Origin of the sequence: Promicromonospora iranensis, from assembly GCF_028994805.1 — a bacterium.
GTDB classification, from domain to species: Bacteria; Actinomycetota; Actinomycetes; order Actinomycetales; family Cellulomonadaceae; genus Promicromonospora; species Promicromonospora iranensis.
The window spans coordinates 232,831-253,648 of record NZ_JAJQQP010000003.1; the positions used below are offsets into that span (position 1 = coordinate 232,831).

The following is a 20,818-nucleotide window of genomic DNA, read 5'->3' on the forward strand; positions in this document are numbered from 1 at the left end:
TGGGTTTTGATTTGGTCCCTGGCGTCGGTCTGCATAGACTAACGACGCTCGCCCGGCCGGATGGCTGGGGGAGACCATTTCGGGGCTGTGGCGCAGCTGGTAGCGCACCTGCATGGCATGCAGGGGGTCGGGGGTTCGAGTCCCCCCAGCTCCACCGAAGGGAAGCCGCCCGATCATGTGATCGGGCGGCTTCTTCGTCTTCTCCGGGACTTGCTTTCCCTCAGGACTTCCTGGTCGTCGACGCACCGCAGAAGACGTCGGTCTCCGGCAGGTCGCCGCCGAGGAGGAAGCGCGTGGTGGTGTTCAGCGCGCAGGGGTTGTCGTCGTAGACGTAGACGCCGTGCCCGCCGCTGTCGACGCTGACCAGCCGGGCCCGGTCGCCGAACGCCGCGCGGGTCAGCTGCCCGCCGAGGTGCGGGGTCGCCGGGTCACGCAGGTTCTGCAGCACCAGGACGTTCTCCGGCCCTTCCGCGTCGAACTCCACCGGCGGGTCGACCGGGTCGTTGTGCCAGTAGGTGCACGGCGTGATGTTCGCGGCAGCCGCTCCGAAGAGCGGGTAGCGCTGCCGGTCGGCGGCGACGGCGCGCCGGTAGGTCGCGACGTCCTCGGGCCAGTCGGTGTCGTTGCACGTCACGGCCAAGAACGCGGACCAGGCGTTGTCGTACGGGGAGGGAGTCGCCCCGTCCGCTTGTTGGGTGGCGCTCGTCGCGGGGCCGCCGGTCACGAGCGGTTCCAGCTCCTCGGCGTGCCGGAGGGCGGATGCCGCGTCGCCGTCGGCCAGCGCCTGCCAGAGCTGCGCCGTCACCCCGAAGCTGCTGTCGGCGTAGAGCCCCGCGAACGTGTAGAACCGGAAGGTGGCACCGTCGATGCCGCCGACCGGCCGGCGATCGAGCCGCTCCGCCTGGGCGAGGAAGTTCTCCCGCACCTGGCCGGGCGTCCGCCCGATCCCGTAGCTGTCGTGCCGCTCGGCCGCCCACCTCGCGAAGTCGGGGAAGCGGTCCTCCATGCCGAGTGCGAAGCGGCGCAGGCCGGCGCGGTCGAGCGAGGTCGCACCGAGGTTGCTGTCCACCACCACCCGGCCGCTCCGCTCCGGGAACAGCGAGGCGTAGGCGGCGCCCAGCGCGGTGCCGTACGACGCGCCGTAGAAGCTGAGGCGCTCCTCGCCGAGCGACTCCCGGATCAGGTCCATGTCGCGCGCCGTGTTGGCGGTCGTCATGTGCTGCATGCGGCCCTCGGGATCGTTGGCCGCACACTGGCCGGCGATCTTCCGCGCGACCTTGGCCTGCTCGGTGACGGCCGCCGCGTCCTCGGCGTACGGCGGGACGTTGCCCGGATAGTTCTGCTCGACGGTGAAGCCGCAGCTCACCGGTGACGAGTGGCCGACGCCCCGGGGGTCCATGCCGATCAGGTCGTACGCGTCCAGGACCGTCGACGGCAGCCCGCGCCCGCTCAGGTCGGCCGGCTGGTCCAGCCCTGAGCCACCGGGACCGCCCGGGTTGAGGAGCAGGGCGCCCTGGCGCTCGGCGGGCTTGGTGCTGGCCAACCGCGAGATCATGATCTCGATCTGCGTGCCGTCCGGCTGGTCGTGGTCCAGCGGCACCGGCACGGTCGCGCACTCCAGCTGCGCGCGCGCCGCTTCCGGCATGTCCTCCGGGCAGGTTCCCCACCCGGGTCCGTTCTCCGGCCCCTCGGCGCCGGCGGCCGGTGCGGCCAGCAGCGCCCCGGCGAGCCCCACCGTCACCGCCGCCGCCAGAGCGGCCCTGATCGTTGGTCGTGGATCCATCGCGCACCCTCGTCTCGTCGTTCTTCCTCGACACGTGCGAGACCCACTCCAGACCGTGCCCTGGGGACAGGGTCAACGGCACCCCGGTGTGATGCCGGTCACTCGGTCGGTGGCTCGGCGTCGGCTCCCGGCGTGGGCCGCGGGTACGTGGCTCCCCAGGTGTCGAGCCACCCGACCACCTGGTCCAGGGACCTGCCGAGCTCGGTGAGGGAGTACTCGACGCGGGGCGGCACCTCGGCGTAGACGGTGCGGACGACGATGCCGTCGGCCTCGAGGTCGCGGAGCACCCGGGTCAGGGTCCGGGCGGTGACCAGCCCGAGTCGCCGCTGCAGCTCGCCGAACCGGTGCGTGTGCTCGAGCAGGTACTTGACGGTGCTCAGCTTCCACGCTCCGCCGAGGACCGCCATCGACACCTCGACGGGGCAGACCTCGATGGCTCGCTGGACGGGGAGGCGCATCTCGGGTGCGGTGGTCATCAACCCACAGTATCCAAACTGTCAGTATGTGTCATCGATGTGCGTACTTGTGCAGAACGTACTGCAGTTCCTAGCGTGAAACACGCACTGCTCGTCGTCAAAGGAGAAGCACATGCACGCGCTGGTCGTCACGGCTCATCCCAGCCCTCGCTCGCTGACCGCGGAGCTGGCCCGGGTGACGCGCACCGCGCTGGAGGGCTCGGGCTGGTCGGTCGAGGGGTCCGACCTCTACGCCCAGGGCTGGGACCCGGTGGTGCGCCTCGAGGACTACGGCGACGCCGAGGACGGCGCGGAGACCGTCACGCTGCGGTCGAGACGCGCCTACGACGTCGGCACGCTCGCACCGGAGATCGTCACCGAGCAGGACAAGGTGCGCCGGGCCGACCTGATGGTGCTGCTCTTCCCGATGTGGTGGCACGGCATGCCGGCCATGCTCAAGGGCTGGTTCGACAGGGTGTTCGTCAACGGGTTCGCGTTCGGTCTCCAGGACGACGCCGGCCTGCCCCGCAAGTACGGCGACGGCGGCCTCGTCGGCCGGCGCATGCTCACCGTCGTCACCGCGGGGGACCGCGGCTCGTCGTTCGGCCCGCGCGGCCAGAACGGCGACCTCGAGCAGCTGTTCTTCCCGCTCCTGCACGGGACCGCCTGGTACACGGGCATGGCGCCCTTGCGCCCGCACCTGGTCTCCGGCGTCGACCGGCCGGGCTGGGACGGGTTCGGCCAGGAGGCGGACCGCCTGCGCGAGCGGATCGCCGGCCTGCGGGCCGAGCGCCCGATCCCGTACCGTGCGCTGGCCGACGGCGACTACGGGCGAGACCGTCGGCTGCGGCCCGACGTGCTGCCGGGGGAGTCCGGGCTCGGTGTCCACGAGTGTGTCGACGGTCACCGGCTCGCCGGTGCCGGCAGCGTTGACCTCAACCGAAGGTGAGGTTCTAGCGTCGGATGTATCGACATCATGCGATGAGAGGACGATCGATGCCCGTCTACACCCTGCCCGACCTGCCCTACGACTACGCGGCGCTCGAGCCGCACATCAGCGGGCGGATCATGGAGCTGCACCACGACAAGCACCACGCCGCGTACGTGGCGGGCGCCAACGCGGCGCTCGACGCGCTGGCCGCGGCCCGGGAGAGCGGTGACCTCGCCGCGGTGAACCTGCACGAGAAGAACCTCGCGTTCAACCTGGGCGGGCACACCAACCACACGGTGTTCTGGCACAACCTCTCGCCCGAGGGCGGCGGCGAGCCGGACGGAGAGCTCGCGGCCGCGATCGCCGACCAGTTCGGCAGCTTCGCGGCGTTCAAGGCGCACTTCGCGGCCGTGGCCACCGGCATCCAGGGCTCCGGCTGGGCGGTGCTGGGCTGGGACAGCATCGGCGGGCGCCTGCTGGTGTTCCAGCTGTTCGACCAGCAGGCGAACGTGCCGCTGGGTGTGACCCCGCTCCTGATGCTCGACATGTGGGAGCACGCGTTCTACCTGGACTACCTCAACGTCAAGGCCGAGTACGTCAAGGCGTTCTGGAACCTGGCGAACTGGTCCGACGTCGCCGGCAGGCTCGACCGGGCGCGTGCCGCCACCGGGAGCCTCATCACGGCGGCGTGACCGCGGAGGGGTCGCCCTGGTGGGCGGCGTCGGGCCAGCGATCGCCCGCTTTGGTCCCAGCGGCCGAATCGGTCTAGACTGACGGCGCTCGCCCATCTGGGCGAACACCCTTTCGGGGCTGTGGCGCAGCTGGTAGCGCACCTGCATGGCATGCAGGGGGTCGGGAGTTCGAGTCTCCCCAGCTCCACCCAGGACGTGAGAATGCCCCGCCGTGAGGCGGGGCATTCTCGTTTCTCAGGGCAGCTTGCTCAGGGCAGTATCGGGCCGATCGAGACCATCAGGCAGAGCGCCAGGACGGCCACGAGCGAGAAGCGGAACATCCGCCGCGCCCAGCGGTCGTCGTCGTCCGTCCGGAGTCCGATGATGCCGAGCCAGGTCCAGTAGGCGCCGACGGCGCCCATCACCACCGTGTAGACGATCCCGACGTAGCCGAAGACCGGCAGCAGCAGGGTCGCCGCGACGAAGGCCACGGTGTAGGCCAGGATCTGGATCTTCGTGTTCCGCATGCTCCGGACGACCGAGATGACCGGGACCCCGGCCCGGGCGTACTCCTCGTGCCGGTAGACCGCTATCGAGTAGAACTCGGGCATCTGCCAGAGGAACACGGCGAGGAAGACGAGCACCGCGCCGGCGTCGACGACACCGGAGACCGCGACGTACCCGGCAAGGATCGGTGCGGCGCCGGAGACGCTGCCGACCAGCGTGCCGTGGATCGACAGGCGCTTCGACAGCATCCCGTAGAGCACCACGTAGACGACGAACCCGCCCAGCCCGACCACCACGACCAGCCAGTTCGTCCAGGCGACCAGCATCGCCATGCCGGCGACGCCGAGGACGACGGAGAAGACGACGGCGGGTCGCGCCCCGATGCTGCCGGTGACCGTGGCCCGCTTTCTGGTGCGGTCCATGGCGCTGTCGATGTCGCGGTCGAGCACGTTGTTGAGCACGCACGCCGACGCGATCACCAGCGTCGTGCCGAGGATCAGGGCGGCGAACAGCCAGGGGTCCACCTGCCCCCTGCTCGCGAGCAGGAAGCCGGCGGCCGCCGTCAGCACGTTGCCGTAGAGCACGCCCGGCTTCGTGAGGGAGTAGTAGCGGGTCAGCGTGTCCCGCACCGACGTCCCGTCGGCACGAGCTGCGAGCGCTCCGTCGGTCCCGTCGACGCGGCTGGGGGCGGGCGAGTGCTTGATGGCGGTCATGCGAGAAGCGTCCTGACCACCGCGAGGGCATAGCCGGCGTCCGAGGGCATCGGTGTTCTCGGATCCACCGGTCCAGCCTACGTGAGCGGGCGCCGCCGAATGGGTTCATCCCCGGCAACGGGCTCCGCAGGGTCGGCAAGCCCCACGAGATCTACCTCAGTGACACCCGCGGGGTCGCGCCCGAGAAGCAGCGCACGATCCTCCGGCAGCTGGTGAGCGGCTCGGTGTGATCCCTGGCTGGTGGCGGACGGCGGATCAGGTGTCGATGCCGACGTCGCGCGCCTGTCGGGCCGCGTTCTCGGCGGTGATCACGTCGGCGTGACCGGCCTCGACGAGGCCGCGCAGACCCTGGGCGAGGTGGTGGTTCCAGGCCGCCGAGCAGACGTCGTAGCACTCGAGCTCCGGTACGAGGCCCACGTGCGTCACGCGGACGGCGGTGTCGCCCTCGGGCCCGTCGGCGAGCTCGAAGACGATGTCGGAGCCGACCCACTCGGACTGGTCCTGGACGAAGCCGAAGTGGTTCTCGAGCACGTGCCAGACCATCTTCGTGCCCGGGACCACCTCGGTCAGCCGGATCCGCGTGCGGTGCAGACCGGGGTTGTCGAAGCCGAACTCGTCGCCGGACTCCGTGGTACCGCCCTCGATCATCTCGGTCCACCAGGCCTGCGGCCGCGTGATCGCCGCGAACACCTCGTCGGGTGAGGCGTGGACGGTGAAGCTGGTCGTGTAGTTCTGCGCGGACATCGGCGTCTCCCGTGCTCGTGTGACTTACTAGTGTGATGCAAGCAACATGAGGAGACCACGCTTGCATCATGCAAGTCAAGCAAGGTGGGCGGGAACGAGGCCGGCCGCCCGGAAAAGATCCGGGCGGTGCCGGTGTGGCGCTGGTGGGTAGTGCGGTGGTGGGCGGCGCTCGCGGGTCAGGCGACGCGCGGTTCCCGCAGCGGCTCGACGGCGATGTCGTCGGGCGGCGCCGCCTTGCCGCAGGAGTCGCAGACCAGCGTGTGCTCCAGCGTGCCGCCGCAGCCGTCGTGCGCGTAGCGGATCGGCGGGCCGTCCGGCGTCTCCACCCAGCGGTCACCCCACTGGGTGAGCGCGACGATCGCGGGGGCGAGCTCGCGCCCCATCGTGGTCAGGTGGTACTCGCGCCCGTCCTGGGTCATCAGACCGGCCTCCACGAAGCGCTCGAGCCGGGACGTCAGGATGTTCGGCGCGACGCCGAGGGATCTCTGCAGCTCGGTGAATCGCGTGAGGTGACCGAAGATCGCGTCGCGCAGGATCAACAGGCTCCAGCGCTCTCCCACGATCTCGAGCGCGCGTGCGGCGGAGCAGTCCTGGCCTGCGTAGGTGCGGCCGAGCATGGTGCCTCCCATCGTGAGCGGGCGTTCCAGGCTACGCCTCGGCGCTTGCATGACGCGAGCACCAGGGCACCCAGAAGTCCACCCTGGGGCGTACCGGGGTCCGCCCTCGGGCTGATGTCCGGGGCGTCTGTCGCTCGCTAGGTTCGAGCCATGACCTCCGCCGCCCAGGACGCACCCGTCCGTCCCGCGATCCTTGCTCAGGTGGCACGCTTCGGCTCCGTCGTCGCCCTCAGCTTCCTGCTGGGCGGCCTGACGTCGTACGCGCAGGGGTTCCTGCCGGATGCCTTCGCCTCCTTCGCCAACTCCGCCAGCGGCTGGACGGTGCTCACGGCGCTGCTCGTGTACTGGTCCCGGGCGCGCACCGTCCCCGCCGCGGTGCTGGGCGCGGTCAGCTTCGTGCTCCTCGTGCTCGGGTACATGGTGGCGTCCCAGGTGCGGGGCCTCGTGTACGACCCGATGCTCTTCTCGGTCGTCGGCGTGGTGGTCGGCCCGTTCGTCGGCGTGGCGGCCTCCTGGCTGCGTGCCTCGGGCGTCCGCGCGGCCCTCGGCACCGCGCTGCTCGCGGGCATCGGCATCGGCGAGGCCGCCTACGGGCTGACGATCATCGGGGACACCACGAGCCCCGTCTACTGGACGGTCATCGGCGTCGCCGGGGTGGCTCTCGTCGGCGTCATGGTCATCCGCAGGCTCCGGGGCGCGCTCCCTGTCGCCCTGGCGGCCGGCGGTGCGGTGGCGCTCGCGGCGGCATTCCATACTGCCTACTCCAGCCTCGGCTAGGTCGGTACGGCTACGCCTCGACCATCCGGTCGAGGAGCCGGTCGAGGAGTGCACCGACGCGTGCCTCGGCGCCGTCGTCGACCAGGAGGGTCTGCGCCAGCCCGCTCGTGCCGGCCACCATCAGCTCGGCGTCGAGCTCGGCCGTCCGCTGGTCCGCCGCGTCCCCGCGGGCCCGGCGCAGCTGCTCGGCGATCGTCCGGACGAGGAAGCGGGGGGCGCCCATCGTGTCCTCCGCGGTGACGTCGGGGCTGGTCAGCGCGGCGGCGTGGAACGAGTTCAGGACGATCGTGTCCCGCCTCCGGGCGGCGTCCGTCGGCAGCAGCTCGGTGAGGATCGCGTGGACGACCTCGCGCGGGGTGGGGTCGGCGCCGAGGGCGCTCAGCCGTTCGGTGAACCGGGCGCCGGCGTCGGCGACCACTGCGCGGTGGGTGGCGAGCAGGAACTTCTGCTTGGTGCCGAAGTAGTACTGGACCAGCCGCACCGAGATGCCCGCCTCCGCGGCGACCGACTGGAAGGTGGCCGCCCCCAGGCCGTCGCGGGCGATGACCCGGCGTGCGGCGCTCGTGATCTGCGCCCGCCGTTGATCGTGGTCGGCCAGCTTCGGCATGCGGTCCCGCTCTCTTGAGTACGCACGGCCGGTCCGGCCGTCTTCATGGTATGCGCACACCATCATAAGTGATATGTTCATACCACCAAGATGAGGAGGGCTCCATGGCCAGGATCGGAAGGTTCAAGAGCGACGAGGCGCGAGACGCTTACCTGTGCACCTCTGAGGCGATGGCGGGGCTCTGGCCGGTCCCGGCGACGCTCGCGGACGTCCCCACGCCGTTCGGGTCCACGCATGTCCGGCGGTCCGGCTCCGGGGACGCGGTGCCGCTCGTCCTGCTGGCCGGCCTCCTCGGCAGCAGCCTGCACTGGCACCAGATCGTGGCGTGGCTCGCGCAGGATCGTGCCGTCTACGCGCTGGACACCCTCGGGGCGGCCGGGCGCAGCGTCCAGACCGCGCCGCTGGCGCGGGACGCCGACTACGGGGCCTGGTTCGCGGCCGTGCTGGACGGGCTCGGGCTGGACCGTGCGCACGTGCTGGGGGAGTCGTCCGGTGCCTGGCATGCGACCCTCGCGGGCCTGCACGCGGCGGACCGGGTGGCGAGCGTGTCCCTCATCGAGCCGAACGGGGTGTTCGTGAAGATACCCTGGCGCGCCCTGCTGAAGATGGTCCGGTTCGGCGGCGACACGACCGACGAGGGCTGGCTCAGGATGGGCGAGTGGCTCACGCCCGGTGTCACCATGACCGACGTCGAGCGGGCGACCGCGAAGGCCGCGCAGGGCTACCGGATCGCGGGCGGCTGGGCGCGCCCGCTCAAGGATGCCGAGCTGGAGTCGTTCGCGCCGCCGCTCCTCGCGGTCCTTGGCGGGGAGTCGGTGGTCTCACGGCCGCTCGCCGCGCAGCGCCGCCTCGCCGAGCGTCTGCCGACCGCCGAGGTCGAGATCTATCCCGGGACCGGGCACGGCGTGCGCGGGCAGCTGCCCGACCTCGTCACGGCCCGGGTGGTGGAGTTCCAGGCGCGGCACGACGCCGGCTGACGTCCGGGCGGGTGTCGCTCATGGACGCTGTTTGAGAATCGTTCTCATCTCTGGTTCACTCTCCCTCAGTACCGAGAATGATTGTCATTCTAGAAGGAAGGAGCGGGTGGCCCCGACCGGACCGCCCGACCAGACGATGAGAAACCACACCACTCGCACAGCCGCAGGCCTGGGTGCCGCGCTGTCCCTGCTCCTGCTGAGCGCCTGCGCCGCCGAGGACGGCGCCTCGGGCTCCGCCTCGGGGTCCCCGTCGGCCGATGCCGGGTCGGAGGCGCCGGACGCCACCGAGATGCAGGCAAGCACGCCACGCGTGGCGGTGACCTACGACGGCGGTGTGCTCGTGCTGGACGCGATGAGCCTCGAGCCCGTCGGCGACATCGAGCTGGAGGGCTTCAACCGCCTCAACCCGGCCGGCGACGAGCGCCACCTGCTCGTCTCGACCGCCGGGGAGTTCCGCGCCCTCGACCTGGGCACCTGGGCCGACGCGCACGGCGACCACGCGCACTACTGGACCGCGGAGCCGACGCTCACGGACGTCGCCTACGACGCCGCCGAGCCCGGCCACGTCGTGGTCCACGAGGGGCGCACCGCGCTGTTCGACGACGGCACCGGCCTGATCCGCGTGCTCGACTCGGAGCACGTGGCCGACGCCGACGCCGCGGCGCGGGAGTACACGACGCCGGAGGCCCACCACGGGGTGGCCGTCGAGCTGACCGACGACACGCTGGTCGTCTCCGAGGGCACCGAGGACGCGCGGACGGGAATCCGGGTGCTGGACGGCGACGACGAGGAGATCGCCGCGTCCGACGAGTGCCCCGGTGTGCACGGTGAGGCGGTCGCCGCCGACGAGGCGGTGCTGATCGGCTGCGAGGACGGTGCGCTGCTCTACGCCGACGGCAAGATCACCAAGGTGGAGGCGCCCGACAGCTACGGCCGCATCGGCAACCAGGCCGGCACCGAGGAGTCGCCGGTCGTGCTGGGCGACTACAAGACGGACAAGGACGCCGAGCTGGAGCGCCCCACGCGGGTCTCCCTGATCGACACGCGCGACGGAGAGCTCGAGCTGGTCGAGCTGCCGTCCTCGTACACCTTCCGGTCGCTCGCGCGGGGTGACGACGGCGAGGCCCTCGTGCTCGGCACCGACGGCCAGATCCACGTGATCGACCCCGAGTCGGCGAAGGTGACGAAGTCCATCCCGGTGATCGACGAGTGGGAGGAGCCTCTGGAGTGGCAGGAGCCGCGACCCGCGATCCTCTCGCTCGACGGCTCCGTGTACGTCACCGACCCGGCGACCGACTCGATCCACGCGGTCGACGTCGAGACGGGCGAGGTGTGGAAGTCGGCCGAGCTCGACGTCACGCCGAACGAGCTGAACGGTGTCACGGGCGACGAGGCGCACAGCCACTGACCCGGGCGCCGCTCGGAGAACAGGAGACCCCGCTGGTCGGGCGTGCCGAGGTGGGTCTCGACACGCCCGGCCAGCGGGGTCTCCTGTTCTCCGGGGCTCAGGCCCTCGCGAAGAACGCCCGCAGGTCCTGGACCACCAGCTCCGGCACCTCCAGGGCTGCGAAGTGGCCGCCCTTCGGGTACTCGGCCCAGTGCTCGATGCGGGCGTTGTCGCGCTCGGCCAGCGACCGGATGGTCTGGAAGTCGTCGGCGAAGACGGCGACGCCGATCCGGCCCGTGCTCACCACGGGCTCCGCGCCCGAGCGCTGCTCGGTGTAGTGGTAGCGCACCGCCGTGGCCGAGGTGTTGGTGAGCCAGTAGAGGCTGACCTGGGCGAGGACCTGGTCGAGGGAGACCAGGCTGGTCCCGTTGCCGAAGTTCTCGAACAGCTCGCTGTAGGCGAGCTGCGCCACCGGCGAGTCGCTGAGCCCGGCCGCGATGGTCTGGGGGCGCGAGGCGTTCATTCCGTTGTACCCGCCGACGCTCTGGAACCACTGCATGTGCGCCAGGGCGGCGAACTCCTTCGGGCCGAACCCGTCCATCTCACCCTCCGCGCCCGAAGGGAACGAGAAGAGCTGCAGCAGGTGTGCGCCGAGGAAGCCCTCGGGGTCGAGCACCGCCAGCTCACGGCCGATCAGTGTGCCGGCGTCGCTGCCGTGGGTGCCGTAGGACGCGTAACCGAGCCGGCGCATCAGCGTGTCCCAGGTGCGGGCGACGCGGGCCATGGTCCAGCTCCCGCCGTCGGCCGGCTCGCTCAGCGGGGTGCTGAACCCGAATCCGGGGATGGACGGCACGACGACGTGGAAGGCGTCCTCGGCGCGCCCGCCGTGCGCCACCGGGTCGGTGAGCGGGCCGATCATGTCGAGGAAGTCGAGGAACGAGCCCGGGTAGGTGTGGGTCAGCACCAGCGCCTGCGCGTCGGGCTCTGCCGAGCGGACGTGGAGGAAGTGCACGGTCTGCCCGTCGATCTCCGTGAGGAACTGGGGGAACGTGTTGGCCCGCTCCTCGACCGCGCGCCAGTCGAAGCCCGTGCGCCAGTGGTCGACCGACGCGCGCAGGTAGGACTCGGGCGTGCCGTACTCCCAGGAGTCGCCGGGTGCGGCCGGGGCGAACCGGGTGCGGGCCAGGCGGTCGGCGAGGTCGTCGAGGTCGGCCTGCGGGATCGCGATGCGGAACGGCCGGATCATGTCGGTGGCGGTGGCTGCGGTGTTCTTCGTGGTCTCCATGTCTCCGACTCTATGGAGGGTTCAGGAACGTTTCTTTCCTCTATTCTCGGAAGTGTTCGAGAAGTTTCCGGAGCAGCACGAGGAGCCATCATGACGACGACGGCGGGGCGCCTGCTCGCCCTCCTGGGCCTGCTGCAGTCCCGGGCCGAGTGGTCGGGGGCCGAGCTCGCGGAACGGCTCGACGTCACCGACCGGACCGTGCGCAACGACGTCGCCCGTCTCCGCGACCTGGGCTACCCGGTCGACGGCGTCCGCGGGCCGGGGGGACGCTATCGCCTGGGCGTGGGCGGCAAGCTGCCCCCGCTGGTGCTCGACGACGAGGAAGCGGTCGCCATCGCGGTCGGGCTACGGGCGGCGACCGCCGTCTCGGGCATCGAGGAGAGCAGCGCCCGCGCCCTCGGCAAGCTGGAGCACGTGCTGCCCGACCGGCTGCGCCGTCAGGTGGCCGCGCTGCGCGACGCCACGAGCGCCGGCCCCGTGAACACGGACAGCAACGTGGACGACCCCGCCGTCGACCCTGCGCTGCTCACCGAGCTGGCGGCCGCGATCCGCGACCACCAGGGGTTGCGCTGCTGGTACCGGTCCGAGCCGCTGGAGGTGGAGCCGGCCCGGCTCGTCGCCTGGCAGCGTCGGTGGTACCTCGTCGGGCGGGACGTCGGCTCGGGGGAGTGGCGGCCGTTCCGCGCGGACTGGCTGGAGCCGCGCACCCCGGGCGGACGGCGGTTCGTGCCGACCGACCCGCCGTTCGACCTGACCGACTTCGTGGTGCGCGAGGTGGCGCGGACGGGCTGGGCGGTGCACGCCCGGATCCTGGTGCACGCTCCGGCCTCCGAGGTGCTCGCCCGCATCAACCCCGCCGTGGGCACCGTCGAGCCGGTCGACGACCGGACGAGCGTGCTCGTCACCGGCGGGGACAGCCTGGAGACCGTGGCCGTGTGGATCGGGATGCTCGGGCTCGACTTCACCGTGCGGGAGCCGCAGGGCCTGGTGGACCACCTGACGGCACTGTCCCGGCGCTACGCGCAGGCGGTCGGCGCGTAGCACGGCTGAGCTCGATGACCGTCGTGAGCCGATCACGGGTCTCGGTGAGCTCGTGCAGGCGCTCGTCGATCCGGTCGCGCTCGGCGGCGAGGAGCTCGATCATGTCGGTCGAGGCCATGCCCGAGTCCATGCACGGCATGATCGTGCTGACCGCCTTGCTGTTGAGCCCGGCGCTGTACAGCAGCTGGATCAGCCGGACCCGGTCGGCGGCGTCCTCCGCGTAGTAGCGCTGGCCGGCGGGCGAGCGCTCCGAGGTGAGCAGGCCCTGCTCCTCGTAGTAGCGCAGCGCCCGCACGCTGACGCCCGCCTGGGCGGCGAGCTCGCCGATCCGCATCGTCGTGTTCTCCATGACCCCTGCCTCGCGTGCGCCCTGTCTCTCTGACGTCAACGTCAGAGTCTACGGCGGGTCGGTGCCGGCAGACGAGAAGGCTGCGCTGCGCTCATCTGTGACCACGAGGTCGCTCATCTGTTAATCTGGCCGGACGTTCAACGGAGTCTGAAGGGCGGCGGAGGAGCACGATGACGGCACTCGACGAAGAGACCGTGGGCAGCCTGGTGGCGTCCGCGCCGAGCGGCGCGCAGCTGACGGTCCCCACCTACGACCGGTCCCGGCTGAGGACGGGCATCGTTCATCTCGGGGTGGGCGGCTTCCACCGGGCGCACCAGGCGATGTACCTGGACCGGCTCATGGCCGAGGGCAAGGCGCTCGACTGGGCGGTCTGTGGTGTCGGCGTGCTCCCGGGCGACTCCCGGATGCGCGACGCGCTGACCGCGCAGGACGGTCTCTACACGATGGTGCTCAAGCACCCGGACGGGCGCCTGGAGGCGCGCGTGATCGGGTCGATCAAGGAGTACCTGCTGGCTCCCGACGACCCGGAGGCGGTGCTGGAGAAGATGGCCTCGCCCGAGGTCCGCATCGTCTCGCTGACGGTCACCGAGGGCGGGTACAACATCCACCACGTCACGGGCGAGTTCGACCTGGACGACCCGGCGGTCAGCGCGGACCTGGCCGACGGCGCCGTCCCGACGACGACGTTCGGGCTGGTCACCGAGGCCCTGCGCCGTCGGCGGGACCGGGGCGTTCCGCCGTTCACCGTGATGAGCTGCGACAACATCCAGGGCAACGGCGAGGTCGCGCGGCGCGCGTTCACCACCTTCGCCCGCGCCAAGGACGCGGAGCTGGCGGGCTGGATCGAGGGCAACGTCGCGTTCCCGAGCTCCATGGTCGACCGGATCACGCCCGTCACCACGGACGCCGACCGTGCGATGGTCGCGGAGCGGTTCGGCATCGACGACGCCTGGCCCGTGGTGGCCGAGCCGTTCGAGCAGTGGGCGCTGGAGGACAGCTTTCCGACCGGTCGGCCCCCGTTCGAGGACGCCGGCGTGCAGGTCGTGGCCGACGTCGAGCCGTACGAGCTGATGAAGCTGCGCCTGCTCAACGCGAGCCACCAGGCCCTGTGCTACGTCGGCTACCTGTCGGGGCACCGGTACGCGCACGAGGTCGCGGGCCAGGATGTGTTCGCCCGCTTCCTCCGTGGCTACATGGATGCCGAGGGCACGCCCACACTCGAGCCGGTGCCCGGGATCGACCTGGACCTGTACAAGCGCACGCTGATCGAGCGCTTCGCGAACCCGCACGTGGCCGACACCCTGGCCCGGCTGTGCGCCGAGTCGTCGGACCGCATCCCGAAGTGGCTGCTGCCCGTGGTCCGGTACCACCTCGCGCACGGCGGTCCGATCGAGCACGCGGCGCTCGTCGTCGCGTCCTGGGCCCGTTACGACGAGGGAGTCGACGAGGCCGGCGAGCCCATCACCATCGTCGACCGCCTCGCCGACCGGCTGCACCAGGCGGCTCTCGCGCAGAAGTCCGACCCGCTGGCGTTCCTGCGTGACCGCGAGGTGTTCGGCGACCTCGTCGACGACGAGCGGTTCACGGCCGCCTACACGGCGGCGCTGGGCTCGCTGCACGAGAAGGGCGCCCGCGCCACGGTGGAGAACCTGGTGGCCCGCTCCTGACCTCCTGGCCGGCCCCTTGGCGGGGTCAGTGGGGGAGGAGGTCCTCCAGGGCCGTCGCGGCGGCGTCGTCGACCACCAGCGTGTCGACGACGCCGCCGGTCACCGCGGCCACCAGGCCCGGTGCGACGGCGGCACCGTAGCCGATGGCGATGACCTGGGGCGTGGCGACGAGCTGTTCGAGCGTCACGCCCACCACCCGCTCGTCGAGGCTCGTCCGGACGGGGCGGCCCGCGGCGTCGAAGAGGCGGCCCGAGCACTCGGCGATGGCGCCCGCCTCCGTGGCTGCGTGCTGTTCCTCGGGGCTGATCTGCGGATACACCGTGGAGGTGCGCTCGGACCAGTGGCCGATCGCGACGACTGCGACGTCCAGGTGGTCGGCCCGCGCCAGCGCGTCGGCGATCTCCGGCTGCCGGCGCATCCCGGCGGCGGTGGCGGCGTCGGCCACGAGGAGCGGGGACCAGACGGGCCAGGTCCGCACGCCCGGCATCTGCTCGAACGTGTTGATGAGCGCCAGCGAGTTGCCGCTGCCCTCGACGGGCAGCGCCCCGACCAGCTGGACGACGTCGCACTGGGGAAGCCGCCCGATGTGCCGCACCGCCGCCTCGACGGTGCGCGACCACGACACGCCGACGGTCGCACCCTCGGTGATGTGCTCGTGTGCGGCGTGGGCGAGCTCGACGGCGACGTTCTCGCGGGTGGTCGCGGTGTCCTCGCCGCTGGCGGCGATGAGGATCTCGCGCAGGCCGAGGCGGGCCGCGAGGCGGGCGCCACGCTCGCCGTCGGCCCGCGGGGGCGTGATCTCGATGCGGACCACGCCCTGGTCACGGGCCTGCGCGAGCAGGCGCGCCACCTGGAAGCGGGAGATGCCGCGGTGCCGGGCGATCTCCACCTTGGACTTGCCGTCGAGGTAGTAGTCGGTGCTCACCTCGACCAGGAGGTTCGAGATGAGGTTCGAATCGGGATGGGTCACCTGCGTCCTCACTCCCGCAGGCGGCAGCGGGAAACAGTTGAGCGACTATTGAGCGGGGGCCTTGCTCACCTGAGCATACCCAACTAGTCTGCGGATGCAGATGAGCAAGTCATATTCTCAAATGAGCGCGGCGCGGATGCCGTGCCGAGGAGAGGACGAGGATGTTCCGACCTCCGAGGGGTACTTCGGTGAGAGCGACGGTGACGGCCGCGACGGCCGCCGTCGCGCTGGCCCTGACCGGCTGTGCCGGTGCGGGCGCCGTGGGCGGTGGCGACGGCGAGACCATCGTGGTCGCGATCGTGTCCAACCCGCAGATGCAGGACGCGATCTCGCTGCAGGACGAGTTCCGCGCGGCCCACCCCGGTGTGGACGTGCGGTTCGTGTCGCTGCCCGAGAACGAGGCCCGCGCCAAGATCACGGCGTCGGTCGCCACCGGCGGTGGTGAGTTCGACGTCGTCATGATCTCCAACTACGAGACGCCCATGTGGGCCGAGAACGGCTGGATCGAGAACCTGCAGCCGTACATCGAGCGGACCGAGGGGTACGACGCCGAGGACTTCGTCCCCAGCGTCCGTGAGGCCCTCTCGCACGAGGGCGACATGTACTCCGTGCCGTTCTACGGGGAGTCGTCGTTCCTGGCCTACCGCACCGACCTGTTCGAGCAGGCAGGGCTCGAGATGCCCGCCAACCCGACGTGGGACGACGTGCGCGAGCTGGCCGCCGAGCTGCACGCCCCGGAGGAGGACTTCTCCGGCATCTGCCTGCGCGGCCTGGCCGGCTGGGGTGAGGTGATGGCCCCGATGAGCACCGCGATCAACACGTTCGGTGGCGGCTGGTTCGACGAGGACTGGAACGCGACCCTCGACTCCCCGGAGAGCCGGGAGGCCATCGAGACCTACATCGACACCCTCCGGACCTTCGGTCAGCCGGGCGCCGCGACGTCGGGCTTCGGCGACTGCCTCACGCGCTTCGCGCAGGGCCAGTCGGCCATGTGGTACGACGCGACGTCGATGGTCTCCTCGGTCGAGGACCCGGCGTCGTCGACGGTGGCGGGCAAGGTGGGCTACGCCCCCGCACCCGTCGCCGAGACCGACACGGCGGGCTGGCTCTACAGCTGGTCGCTCGCGATCCCGTCGACGAGCGAGCACAAGGACGCCGCCTGGGACTTCGTGTCCTGGATGACGGACAAGGAGTACATGAAGCTGGTCGGCGAAGAGATCGGCTGGGAGCGCGTGCCTCCGGGCAGCCGGCTGTCGACCTACGAGCTCCCGGAGTACGCGGAGGTCTCCGAGGCCTACGCGGACGCGACCCTCGAGTCGATGAACGGTGCCACCCAGGAGTCGGCGATGACCCACGAGGTGCCGTACCCCGGCATCCAGTTCGTCGGGATCCCCGAGTTCCAGGATCTCGGTACGCGCGTCGGTCAGCAGATGTCCGCGGCGGTCGCGGGGCAGATCACCGTGGACGAGGCCATCGCGCAGTCTCAGCGCTACGCCGAGACCGTAGCGGAGACCTACCAGGCAGAGGAGGGGCGATGAGTACCCCGACCATCGACCGGCTCGAGGGCTCGCGCCGCACGGCGCGCACCGAGGCGTCCTCGCGGCAGATCAGCCGTGCGGAGGGCTGGCGCCGGCGCGGTCCGCTGCTGCCGGCGCTGATCTTCACCATCATCGTCACGCAGCTGCCGTTCCTCCTGACGATCTGGTACTCACTGCACTCGCGGAACCTGCTGCGTCCCGAGTCCGACCTGTTCGTCGGTTTTTCGAACTACCTCGACATCGCGCGCGACTCGACGTTCCGGCAGACCGCCTGGAACTCGGTGGTCATCACCCTCGGCTGCGTGCTGGTGGCGATGGTCCTCGGCATCGTGCTCGCGCTGCTGCTGGACCGGCCGTTCTTCGGTCGCAGCGTGGCACGCACCATGCTCATCACGCCGTTCCTGGTGATGCCGGTGGCGACGTCGGTGCTGTGGGCCGTCGCGCTGCTGAACCCGACGTACGGCCTCTTCAACTGGACGCTCGGCCTGTTCGGCCTCGAGGCGGTCGACTGGACGTCGACCTACCCGGTGGTCTCGATCCTGATGGCGCTGGTGTGGCAGTGGACGCCGTTCATGATGCTGCTCGTGCTCGCCGGCCTGCAGGCGCAGCCCAAGGACGTGCTGGAGGCGGCCTCCGTCGACGGCGCGGGCACCTGGCTCACCTTCCGGCTGATCACGCTGCCGCACCTGCGCCGGTACATCGAGCTGGGTGTGCTGCTCGGGATCATCTACGTGGTCAACACGTTCGACCAGATCTACCTGATGACGGCGGGCGGCCCCGGTACGGCCAGCGCCAACCTGCCGTTCTACATCTATCAGCGCGCCTTCCTCGGGTTCGACGTCGGGCAGGCCGCCGCCATGGGCGTCGTCGTCGTGATCGCCACGATCATCGTGGCCTCGGCCGCGCTGCGCCTGATCTTCCGTAGCTTCGAGGTGAAGGAGTGACCATGTCTGTCGCTACCCCCGTGGTCACCCCGCGCGCGACGAACCGTCGCTTCTCGAGCGGCTTCCTGACCACCGTGACCTGGCTGCTCGCCATCGGGTTCTTCTTCCCGGTCGCCTGGATGGCCATGACGGCCTTCAAGCAGGAGAACCAGGCTGCTTCCGACCCGCCGACGTGGTTCTTCACGCCGACGCTCGACCAGTTCCGAGCCGTGATCGAGGGCGGCTCCATGGTCTACGTGGGCAACTCGGTCATCGCGACCGGCGTCTCCACCGTGCTGGTGCTGCTGCTCGGCGTCCCGGCGGCGTACGCGCTGTCGATCCGGCCCGTGAAGAAGGTCAGCGACGTGCTGTTCTTCTTCATCTCGACCAAGATGCTGCCGGTCGTGGCCGTCATCGTGCCGATCTACGTGGTGGCCGGCCAGCTCAAGGTGCTCGACAACATCTGGACCCTCGTGGTCCTGTACACCGCGATGAACCTGCCGATCGCGGTCTGGATGATGCGGTCGTTCTTCATCGAGGTGCCCGGTGAGGTGCTCGAGGCCGCGTCCATCGACGGCGCGGGGCTGATGCGCACCATGCGGTCGGTGCTGCTGCCGATGGTGGCGCCCGGCATCGCGGCGACGGCGCTCATCTGCGTGATCTTCGCGTGGAACGAGTTCTTCTTCGCGCTCAACCTGACGGCGTCCCAGGCGGCGACCGTGCCGATCCTCATCGTGTCGACCATGACCAGCGAGGGTCTGTTCCTCGCGCGGCTCTGCGCGGCGGCCCTGCTGGCGTCGCTGCCCGTGATCCTCGCGGGCTGGATCGCGCAGAAGCAGCTGGTGCGCGGCCTGTCGATGGGCGCGATCAAGTAACGCCCGCGGCGCCGCGAAGGTCCGCTTTGGGAAAGCGGTCGGGCTGGAGAACGATCGCTCTCCACGCCCAGCCGCTTCCGGAAGCGGACCTTCTGGCGCGACGGGGGTCGGCCGGGTGAACCCGGCACTACCTCCTCCCGTGCGCCCCTACACTCCGGACTGTGACCACTGCCGAGAGCACGTCCGAGCCGCGGGTCCCACCGCGCTGGTTCGTCCGCACGATGTGGAGCCTGCACCGGGGCCTCTACCGGATCACGGCGGGCCGGGTGGGCCTCCGCCGTCCGCGGGGGCGTACCTGGGGGATGCTGCGCCTGACGACCACCGGACGCCGCACGGGGGGCGAGCGCGGCGTGATCCTCGCCTACGTCGAGGACGGCCCGAACCTCGTCTGCCTGGCGATGAACGGCTGGGCCGAGGGAGAGCCGTCCTGGTGGCTCAACCTGCGTGCGCACCCGGAGGCCACCGTTGATCTCGTGGACGGGTCCCGGTTCGTGCAGGCCTACGCGGCGCAGGGCGTCGAGCGCGAGCGGGTGTGGGCCCTCTGGCGAGAGGTCGAGACGAACCTTGACGGCTACGCCGCGCTCCGGTCGACCGAGACGGCTGTCGTCGTGCTGGAGCCGCGGCGACCGTCCTAGCGTCCGTCCCCTAGCGTCCGTCAGAGAGTCGCCGCCGCGAGTGCCTCCTCCTGCCCGTCGAGGGTGATCTCGATCCGGTCCACCTCGGTCAGCGGTACCGCCGACGACGCGTCGAGGCCGGTCGTCGTGCCACCCGACCAGGTCCAGGTGCCCGCGACGGTGCGCGCTCCGTCCCGCCCGACCAGCACCAGCTCGTACGTGATCGGCTCCGTCGGCGTGTACCTCCCGTCGGGCTGCTGCCCCGGTGCCGGCGGGTAGTGGCAGCTCCAGCGGAGGCTCGTGCCCCAGGTCGTCGGGGTGACGACCAGCTCGGCGCGCATGTCGGCGTCGCCCACGGGGCTCAGCTCCACGGTCCGGGCACCGGCCACGGTGGCCGACGGCGGGGTGGTGCCCCCGCCGTCCGGCAGCCCGAACAGGCCGTTGTCGGCGAGCGCGGATCCGCCGATCGCGCCTGCGACCACCAGGGCCGACGCGGCGACGGCCAGCAGGGACCGGCGTCGGGCGCGGGACCTGCGGGCCGCGCCGGCGAGGCGTGCGAGGGACACCACCGGTGCCGGCTCGGGGCCGACGTCGGACGGGGCGGCCCCGCCGCCGTCGGGCAGGCCGGTTCCGGGGCCCTCCGCGACGAGCGCCTCCGCGTGTCCCGCCGTCAGCGTGCTCAGGAGCCCCGGCATGCCGGCGAGCTCGGCGACGGCAGCGCGGCACGCGGCGCACTCGGCCAGGTGCCGTTCGTAGGCGCGCCGGTCGCTCGGGCCCAGGGCGCCGAGCACGTACGCCGCGTCCCACTCGGCGTACTGGTCGCCGCCGTGTCCTCCCTCGGCCGGGATCATGAGGTGACTCCTTTCTCCTGCAGGGCCAGGCGCAGCGCGCGCAGCCCGTAGTGCAGACGCGACTTCACCGTTCCGGGCGCGACGCCCAGCTCGGTGGCGAGCTCGGCCACCGAGCGGCCGCCGTAGTAGGCGCCCACGACGACGGCCCGGTGCGCCGGCGAGAGCGACACCAGCGCGTCGGCGACGAGCCACGAGTCGAGCACGGCCTGCGTGCCGTCCCGCTCCTCGCGGTCGGGGACGTGACCGGTGGCCCGCTCGCGGGTGCGCCGGGCGCTGCGGAGGTGGTCGACCGTGAGGTTGCGCGCGACGGTGAACAGCCACGCGCGCACGGACTCCTCGGACCGTTCGAGCACCTCGGGGTGCCGCCACGCACGCAGCAGGGTCTCCTGCACGACGTCGCGCGCCTCCTCCTCGTCACCGGTGCGGCGCACGACGTACCGGTAGAGCGCACCGGCGTGCGTGTCGTGCACCGCGGCGAGGAGCTGGTCCTCGGCGCCCGCCGGCGGGTCACTCGTGGTCACGTCCCGTCGCCTCCG

Annotated in this window: 22 protein-coding genes and 2 tRNA genes; 13 read left to right on the forward strand and 11 right to left on the reverse strand. The window is 71.2% G+C overall.

The window, feature by feature from the left end; translation table 11 throughout:
• The first annotated feature begins 81 nt into the window (after nt 1-81).
• Nucleotides 82-154 (forward strand) — tRNA-Ala (locus tag LUM46_RS06010).
• A 66-nt stretch (nt 155-220) separates the two neighbouring features.
• Here the strand turns inward: LUM46_RS06010 and LUM46_RS06015 are convergent.
• Both LUM46_RS06015 and LUM46_RS06020 read right to left on the reverse strand, forming a co-directional pair.
• Nucleotides 221-1,783 carry an alpha/beta hydrolase gene (locus tag LUM46_RS06015; protein WP_274992869.1) on the reverse strand — a complete coding sequence of 521 codons (1,563 nt, stop codon included), beginning with the start codon at nt 1,781-1,783 and terminating at the stop codon, nt 221-223.
• Between the two features lie 98 nt (nt 1,784-1,881).
• Nucleotides 1,882-2,259, reverse strand: a complete 378-nt coding sequence (locus tag LUM46_RS06020; RefSeq protein ID WP_310243095.1) for a winged helix-turn-helix transcriptional regulator — start codon at nt 2,257-2,259, stop codon at nt 1,882-1,884.
• Nucleotides 2,260-2,371: 112 nt separating this feature from the next.
• On the opposite strand from LUM46_RS06020, the gene LUM46_RS06025 reads away from it, so the two are divergent.
• From LUM46_RS06025 to LUM46_RS06035, 3 genes are all read left to right on the forward strand, one after another.
• Nucleotides 2,372-3,187, forward strand: a complete 816-nt coding sequence (locus tag LUM46_RS06025) for an NAD(P)H-dependent oxidoreductase (RefSeq protein WP_274992870.1) — start codon at nt 2,372-2,374, stop codon at nt 3,185-3,187.
• A 47-nt stretch (nt 3,188-3,234) separates the two neighbouring features.
• Nucleotides 3,235-3,861 (forward strand): superoxide dismutase, encoded by a 627-nt coding sequence (locus LUM46_RS06030; protein WP_274992871.1) that lies wholly within the window; start codon nt 3,235-3,237, stop codon nt 3,859-3,861.
• Between the two features lie 114 nt (nt 3,862-3,975).
• Nucleotides 3,976-4,048 (forward strand) — tRNA-Ala (locus tag LUM46_RS06035).
• Between the two features lie 61 nt (nt 4,049-4,109).
• Here the strand turns inward: LUM46_RS06035 and cyoE are convergent.
• The 3 genes from cyoE to LUM46_RS06050 form a co-directional block, all read right to left on the reverse strand.
• Nucleotides 4,110-5,060 carry a heme o synthase gene (gene cyoE / locus LUM46_RS06040; RefSeq protein ID WP_274992872.1) on the reverse strand — a complete coding sequence of 317 codons (951 nt, stop codon included), beginning with the start codon at nt 5,058-5,060 and terminating at the stop codon, nt 4,110-4,112.
• Between the two features lie 255 nt (nt 5,061-5,315).
• Complete coding sequence (locus tag LUM46_RS06045) at nt 5,316-5,804, reverse strand: SRPBCC family protein (RefSeq protein WP_274992873.1); 489 nt, start codon at nt 5,802-5,804, stop codon at nt 5,316-5,318.
• A gap of 176 nt (nt 5,805-5,980) precedes the next feature.
• On the reverse strand, nt 5,981-6,421 hold the full coding sequence (locus LUM46_RS06050) for a winged helix-turn-helix transcriptional regulator (RefSeq protein ID WP_274992874.1): 441 nt from the start codon (nt 6,419-6,421) through the stop codon (nt 5,981-5,983).
• A 150-nt stretch (nt 6,422-6,571) separates the two neighbouring features.
• On the opposite strand from LUM46_RS06050, the gene LUM46_RS06055 reads away from it, so the two are divergent.
• Nucleotides 6,572-7,198 carry a DUF6518 family protein gene (locus LUM46_RS06055; RefSeq protein ID WP_274992875.1) on the forward strand — a complete coding sequence of 209 codons (627 nt, stop codon included), beginning with the start codon at nt 6,572-6,574 and terminating at the stop codon, nt 7,196-7,198.
• 10 nt (nt 7,199-7,208) lie between these two features.
• Here the strand turns inward: LUM46_RS06055 and LUM46_RS06060 are convergent, their stop codons facing one another.
• Nucleotides 7,209-7,805 carry a TetR/AcrR family transcriptional regulator gene (locus LUM46_RS06060; protein WP_274992876.1) on the reverse strand — a complete coding sequence of 199 codons (597 nt, stop codon included), beginning with the start codon at nt 7,803-7,805 and terminating at the stop codon, nt 7,209-7,211.
• A gap of 104 nt (nt 7,806-7,909) precedes the next feature.
• On the opposite strand from LUM46_RS06060, the gene LUM46_RS06065 reads away from it, so the two are divergent.
• A complete protein-coding gene (locus tag LUM46_RS06065; protein WP_274992877.1) occupies nt 7,910-8,782 on the forward strand; it encodes an alpha/beta fold hydrolase in 873 nt (290 codons plus the stop codon).
• Between the two features lie 106 nt (nt 8,783-8,888).
• Nucleotides 8,889-10,190: a zinc metallochaperone AztD gene (gene aztD, locus LUM46_RS06070; RefSeq protein ID WP_310243097.1), complete on the forward strand. Its 1,302-nt coding sequence runs from the start codon at nt 8,889-8,891 to the stop codon at nt 10,188-10,190.
• A gap of 97 nt (nt 10,191-10,287) precedes the next feature.
• Here the strand turns inward: aztD and LUM46_RS06075 are convergent, their stop codons facing one another.
• Nucleotides 10,288-11,454, reverse strand: coding sequence for an epoxide hydrolase family protein (locus LUM46_RS06075; protein ID WP_274992878.1), 1,167 nt, complete (start codon nt 11,452-11,454; stop codon nt 10,288-10,290).
• Between the two features lie 90 nt (nt 11,455-11,544).
• Between LUM46_RS06075 and LUM46_RS06080 the strand changes: the two genes are divergently transcribed.
• Entirely contained in the window at nt 11,545-12,495 is a 951-nt protein-coding gene (locus tag LUM46_RS06080; RefSeq protein ID WP_274992879.1) for a helix-turn-helix transcriptional regulator, read from the forward strand.
• On the opposite strand, the gene LUM46_RS06085 is transcribed toward LUM46_RS06080, so the two are convergent.
• The gene (locus LUM46_RS06085) at nt 12,416-12,883 is read right to left on the reverse strand and encodes a MerR family transcriptional regulator (RefSeq protein ID WP_274992880.1); all 468 of its coding nucleotides are present in this window, start codon (nt 12,881-12,883) and stop codon (nt 12,416-12,418) included. The genes LUM46_RS06080 and LUM46_RS06085 overlap by 80 nt on opposite strands.
• A 131-nt stretch (nt 12,884-13,014) precedes the next feature.
• On the opposite strand from LUM46_RS06085, the gene LUM46_RS06090 reads away from it, so the two are divergent.
• Nucleotides 13,015-14,511, forward strand: a complete 1,497-nt coding sequence (locus LUM46_RS06090) for a mannitol dehydrogenase family protein (RefSeq protein WP_274992881.1) — start codon at nt 13,015-13,017, stop codon at nt 14,509-14,511.
• A 25-nt stretch (nt 14,512-14,536) separates the two neighbouring features.
• Here LUM46_RS06090 and LUM46_RS06095 read toward each other — a convergent pair whose 3' ends face one another.
• Nucleotides 14,537-15,481: a sugar-binding transcriptional regulator gene (locus LUM46_RS06095; RefSeq protein WP_274992882.1), complete on the reverse strand. Its 945-nt coding sequence runs from the start codon at nt 15,479-15,481 to the stop codon at nt 14,537-14,539.
• Between the two features lie 188 nt (nt 15,482-15,669).
• Here LUM46_RS06095 and LUM46_RS06100 point away from each other — a divergent pair, with 188 nt between their 5' ends.
• The 4 genes from LUM46_RS06100 (at nt 15,670) to LUM46_RS06115 (ending at nt 19,452) form a co-directional block, all read left to right on the forward strand.
• The gene (locus LUM46_RS06100; RefSeq protein ID WP_274992883.1) at nt 15,670-17,019 is read left to right on the forward strand and encodes an ABC transporter substrate-binding protein; all 1,350 of its coding nucleotides are present in this window, start codon (nt 15,670-15,672) and stop codon (nt 17,017-17,019) included.
• A complete protein-coding gene (locus LUM46_RS06105; RefSeq protein ID WP_274992884.1) occupies nt 17,016-17,963 on the forward strand; it encodes a carbohydrate ABC transporter permease in 948 nt (315 codons plus the stop codon). The genes LUM46_RS06100 and LUM46_RS06105 overlap by 4 nt, the downstream gene beginning before the upstream one ends.
• Before the next feature lie 2 nt (nt 17,964-17,965).
• The gene (locus LUM46_RS06110; protein WP_274992885.1) at nt 17,966-18,817 is read left to right on the forward strand and encodes a carbohydrate ABC transporter permease; all 852 of its coding nucleotides are present in this window, start codon (nt 17,966-17,968) and stop codon (nt 18,815-18,817) included.
• A gap of 161 nt (nt 18,818-18,978) precedes the next feature.
• Nucleotides 18,979-19,452, forward strand: coding sequence for a nitroreductase/quinone reductase family protein (locus LUM46_RS06115; protein ID WP_274992886.1), 474 nt, complete (start codon nt 18,979-18,981; stop codon nt 19,450-19,452).
• Between the two features lie 20 nt (nt 19,453-19,472).
• Here LUM46_RS06115 and LUM46_RS06120 read toward each other — a convergent pair whose 3' ends face one another.
• Both LUM46_RS06120 and LUM46_RS06125 read right to left on the reverse strand, forming a co-directional pair.
• Nucleotides 19,473-20,282 carry an anti-sigma factor family protein gene (locus LUM46_RS06120; RefSeq protein ID WP_274992887.1) on the reverse strand — a complete coding sequence of 270 codons (810 nt, stop codon included), beginning with the start codon at nt 20,280-20,282 and terminating at the stop codon, nt 19,473-19,475.
• Nucleotides 20,279-20,803, reverse strand: a complete 525-nt coding sequence (locus LUM46_RS06125) for a sigma-70 family RNA polymerase sigma factor (RefSeq protein ID WP_274992888.1) — start codon at nt 20,801-20,803, stop codon at nt 20,279-20,281. The genes LUM46_RS06120 and LUM46_RS06125 overlap by 4 nt, the downstream gene beginning before the upstream one ends.
• Nucleotides 20,804-20,818: the final 15 nt, after the last annotated feature.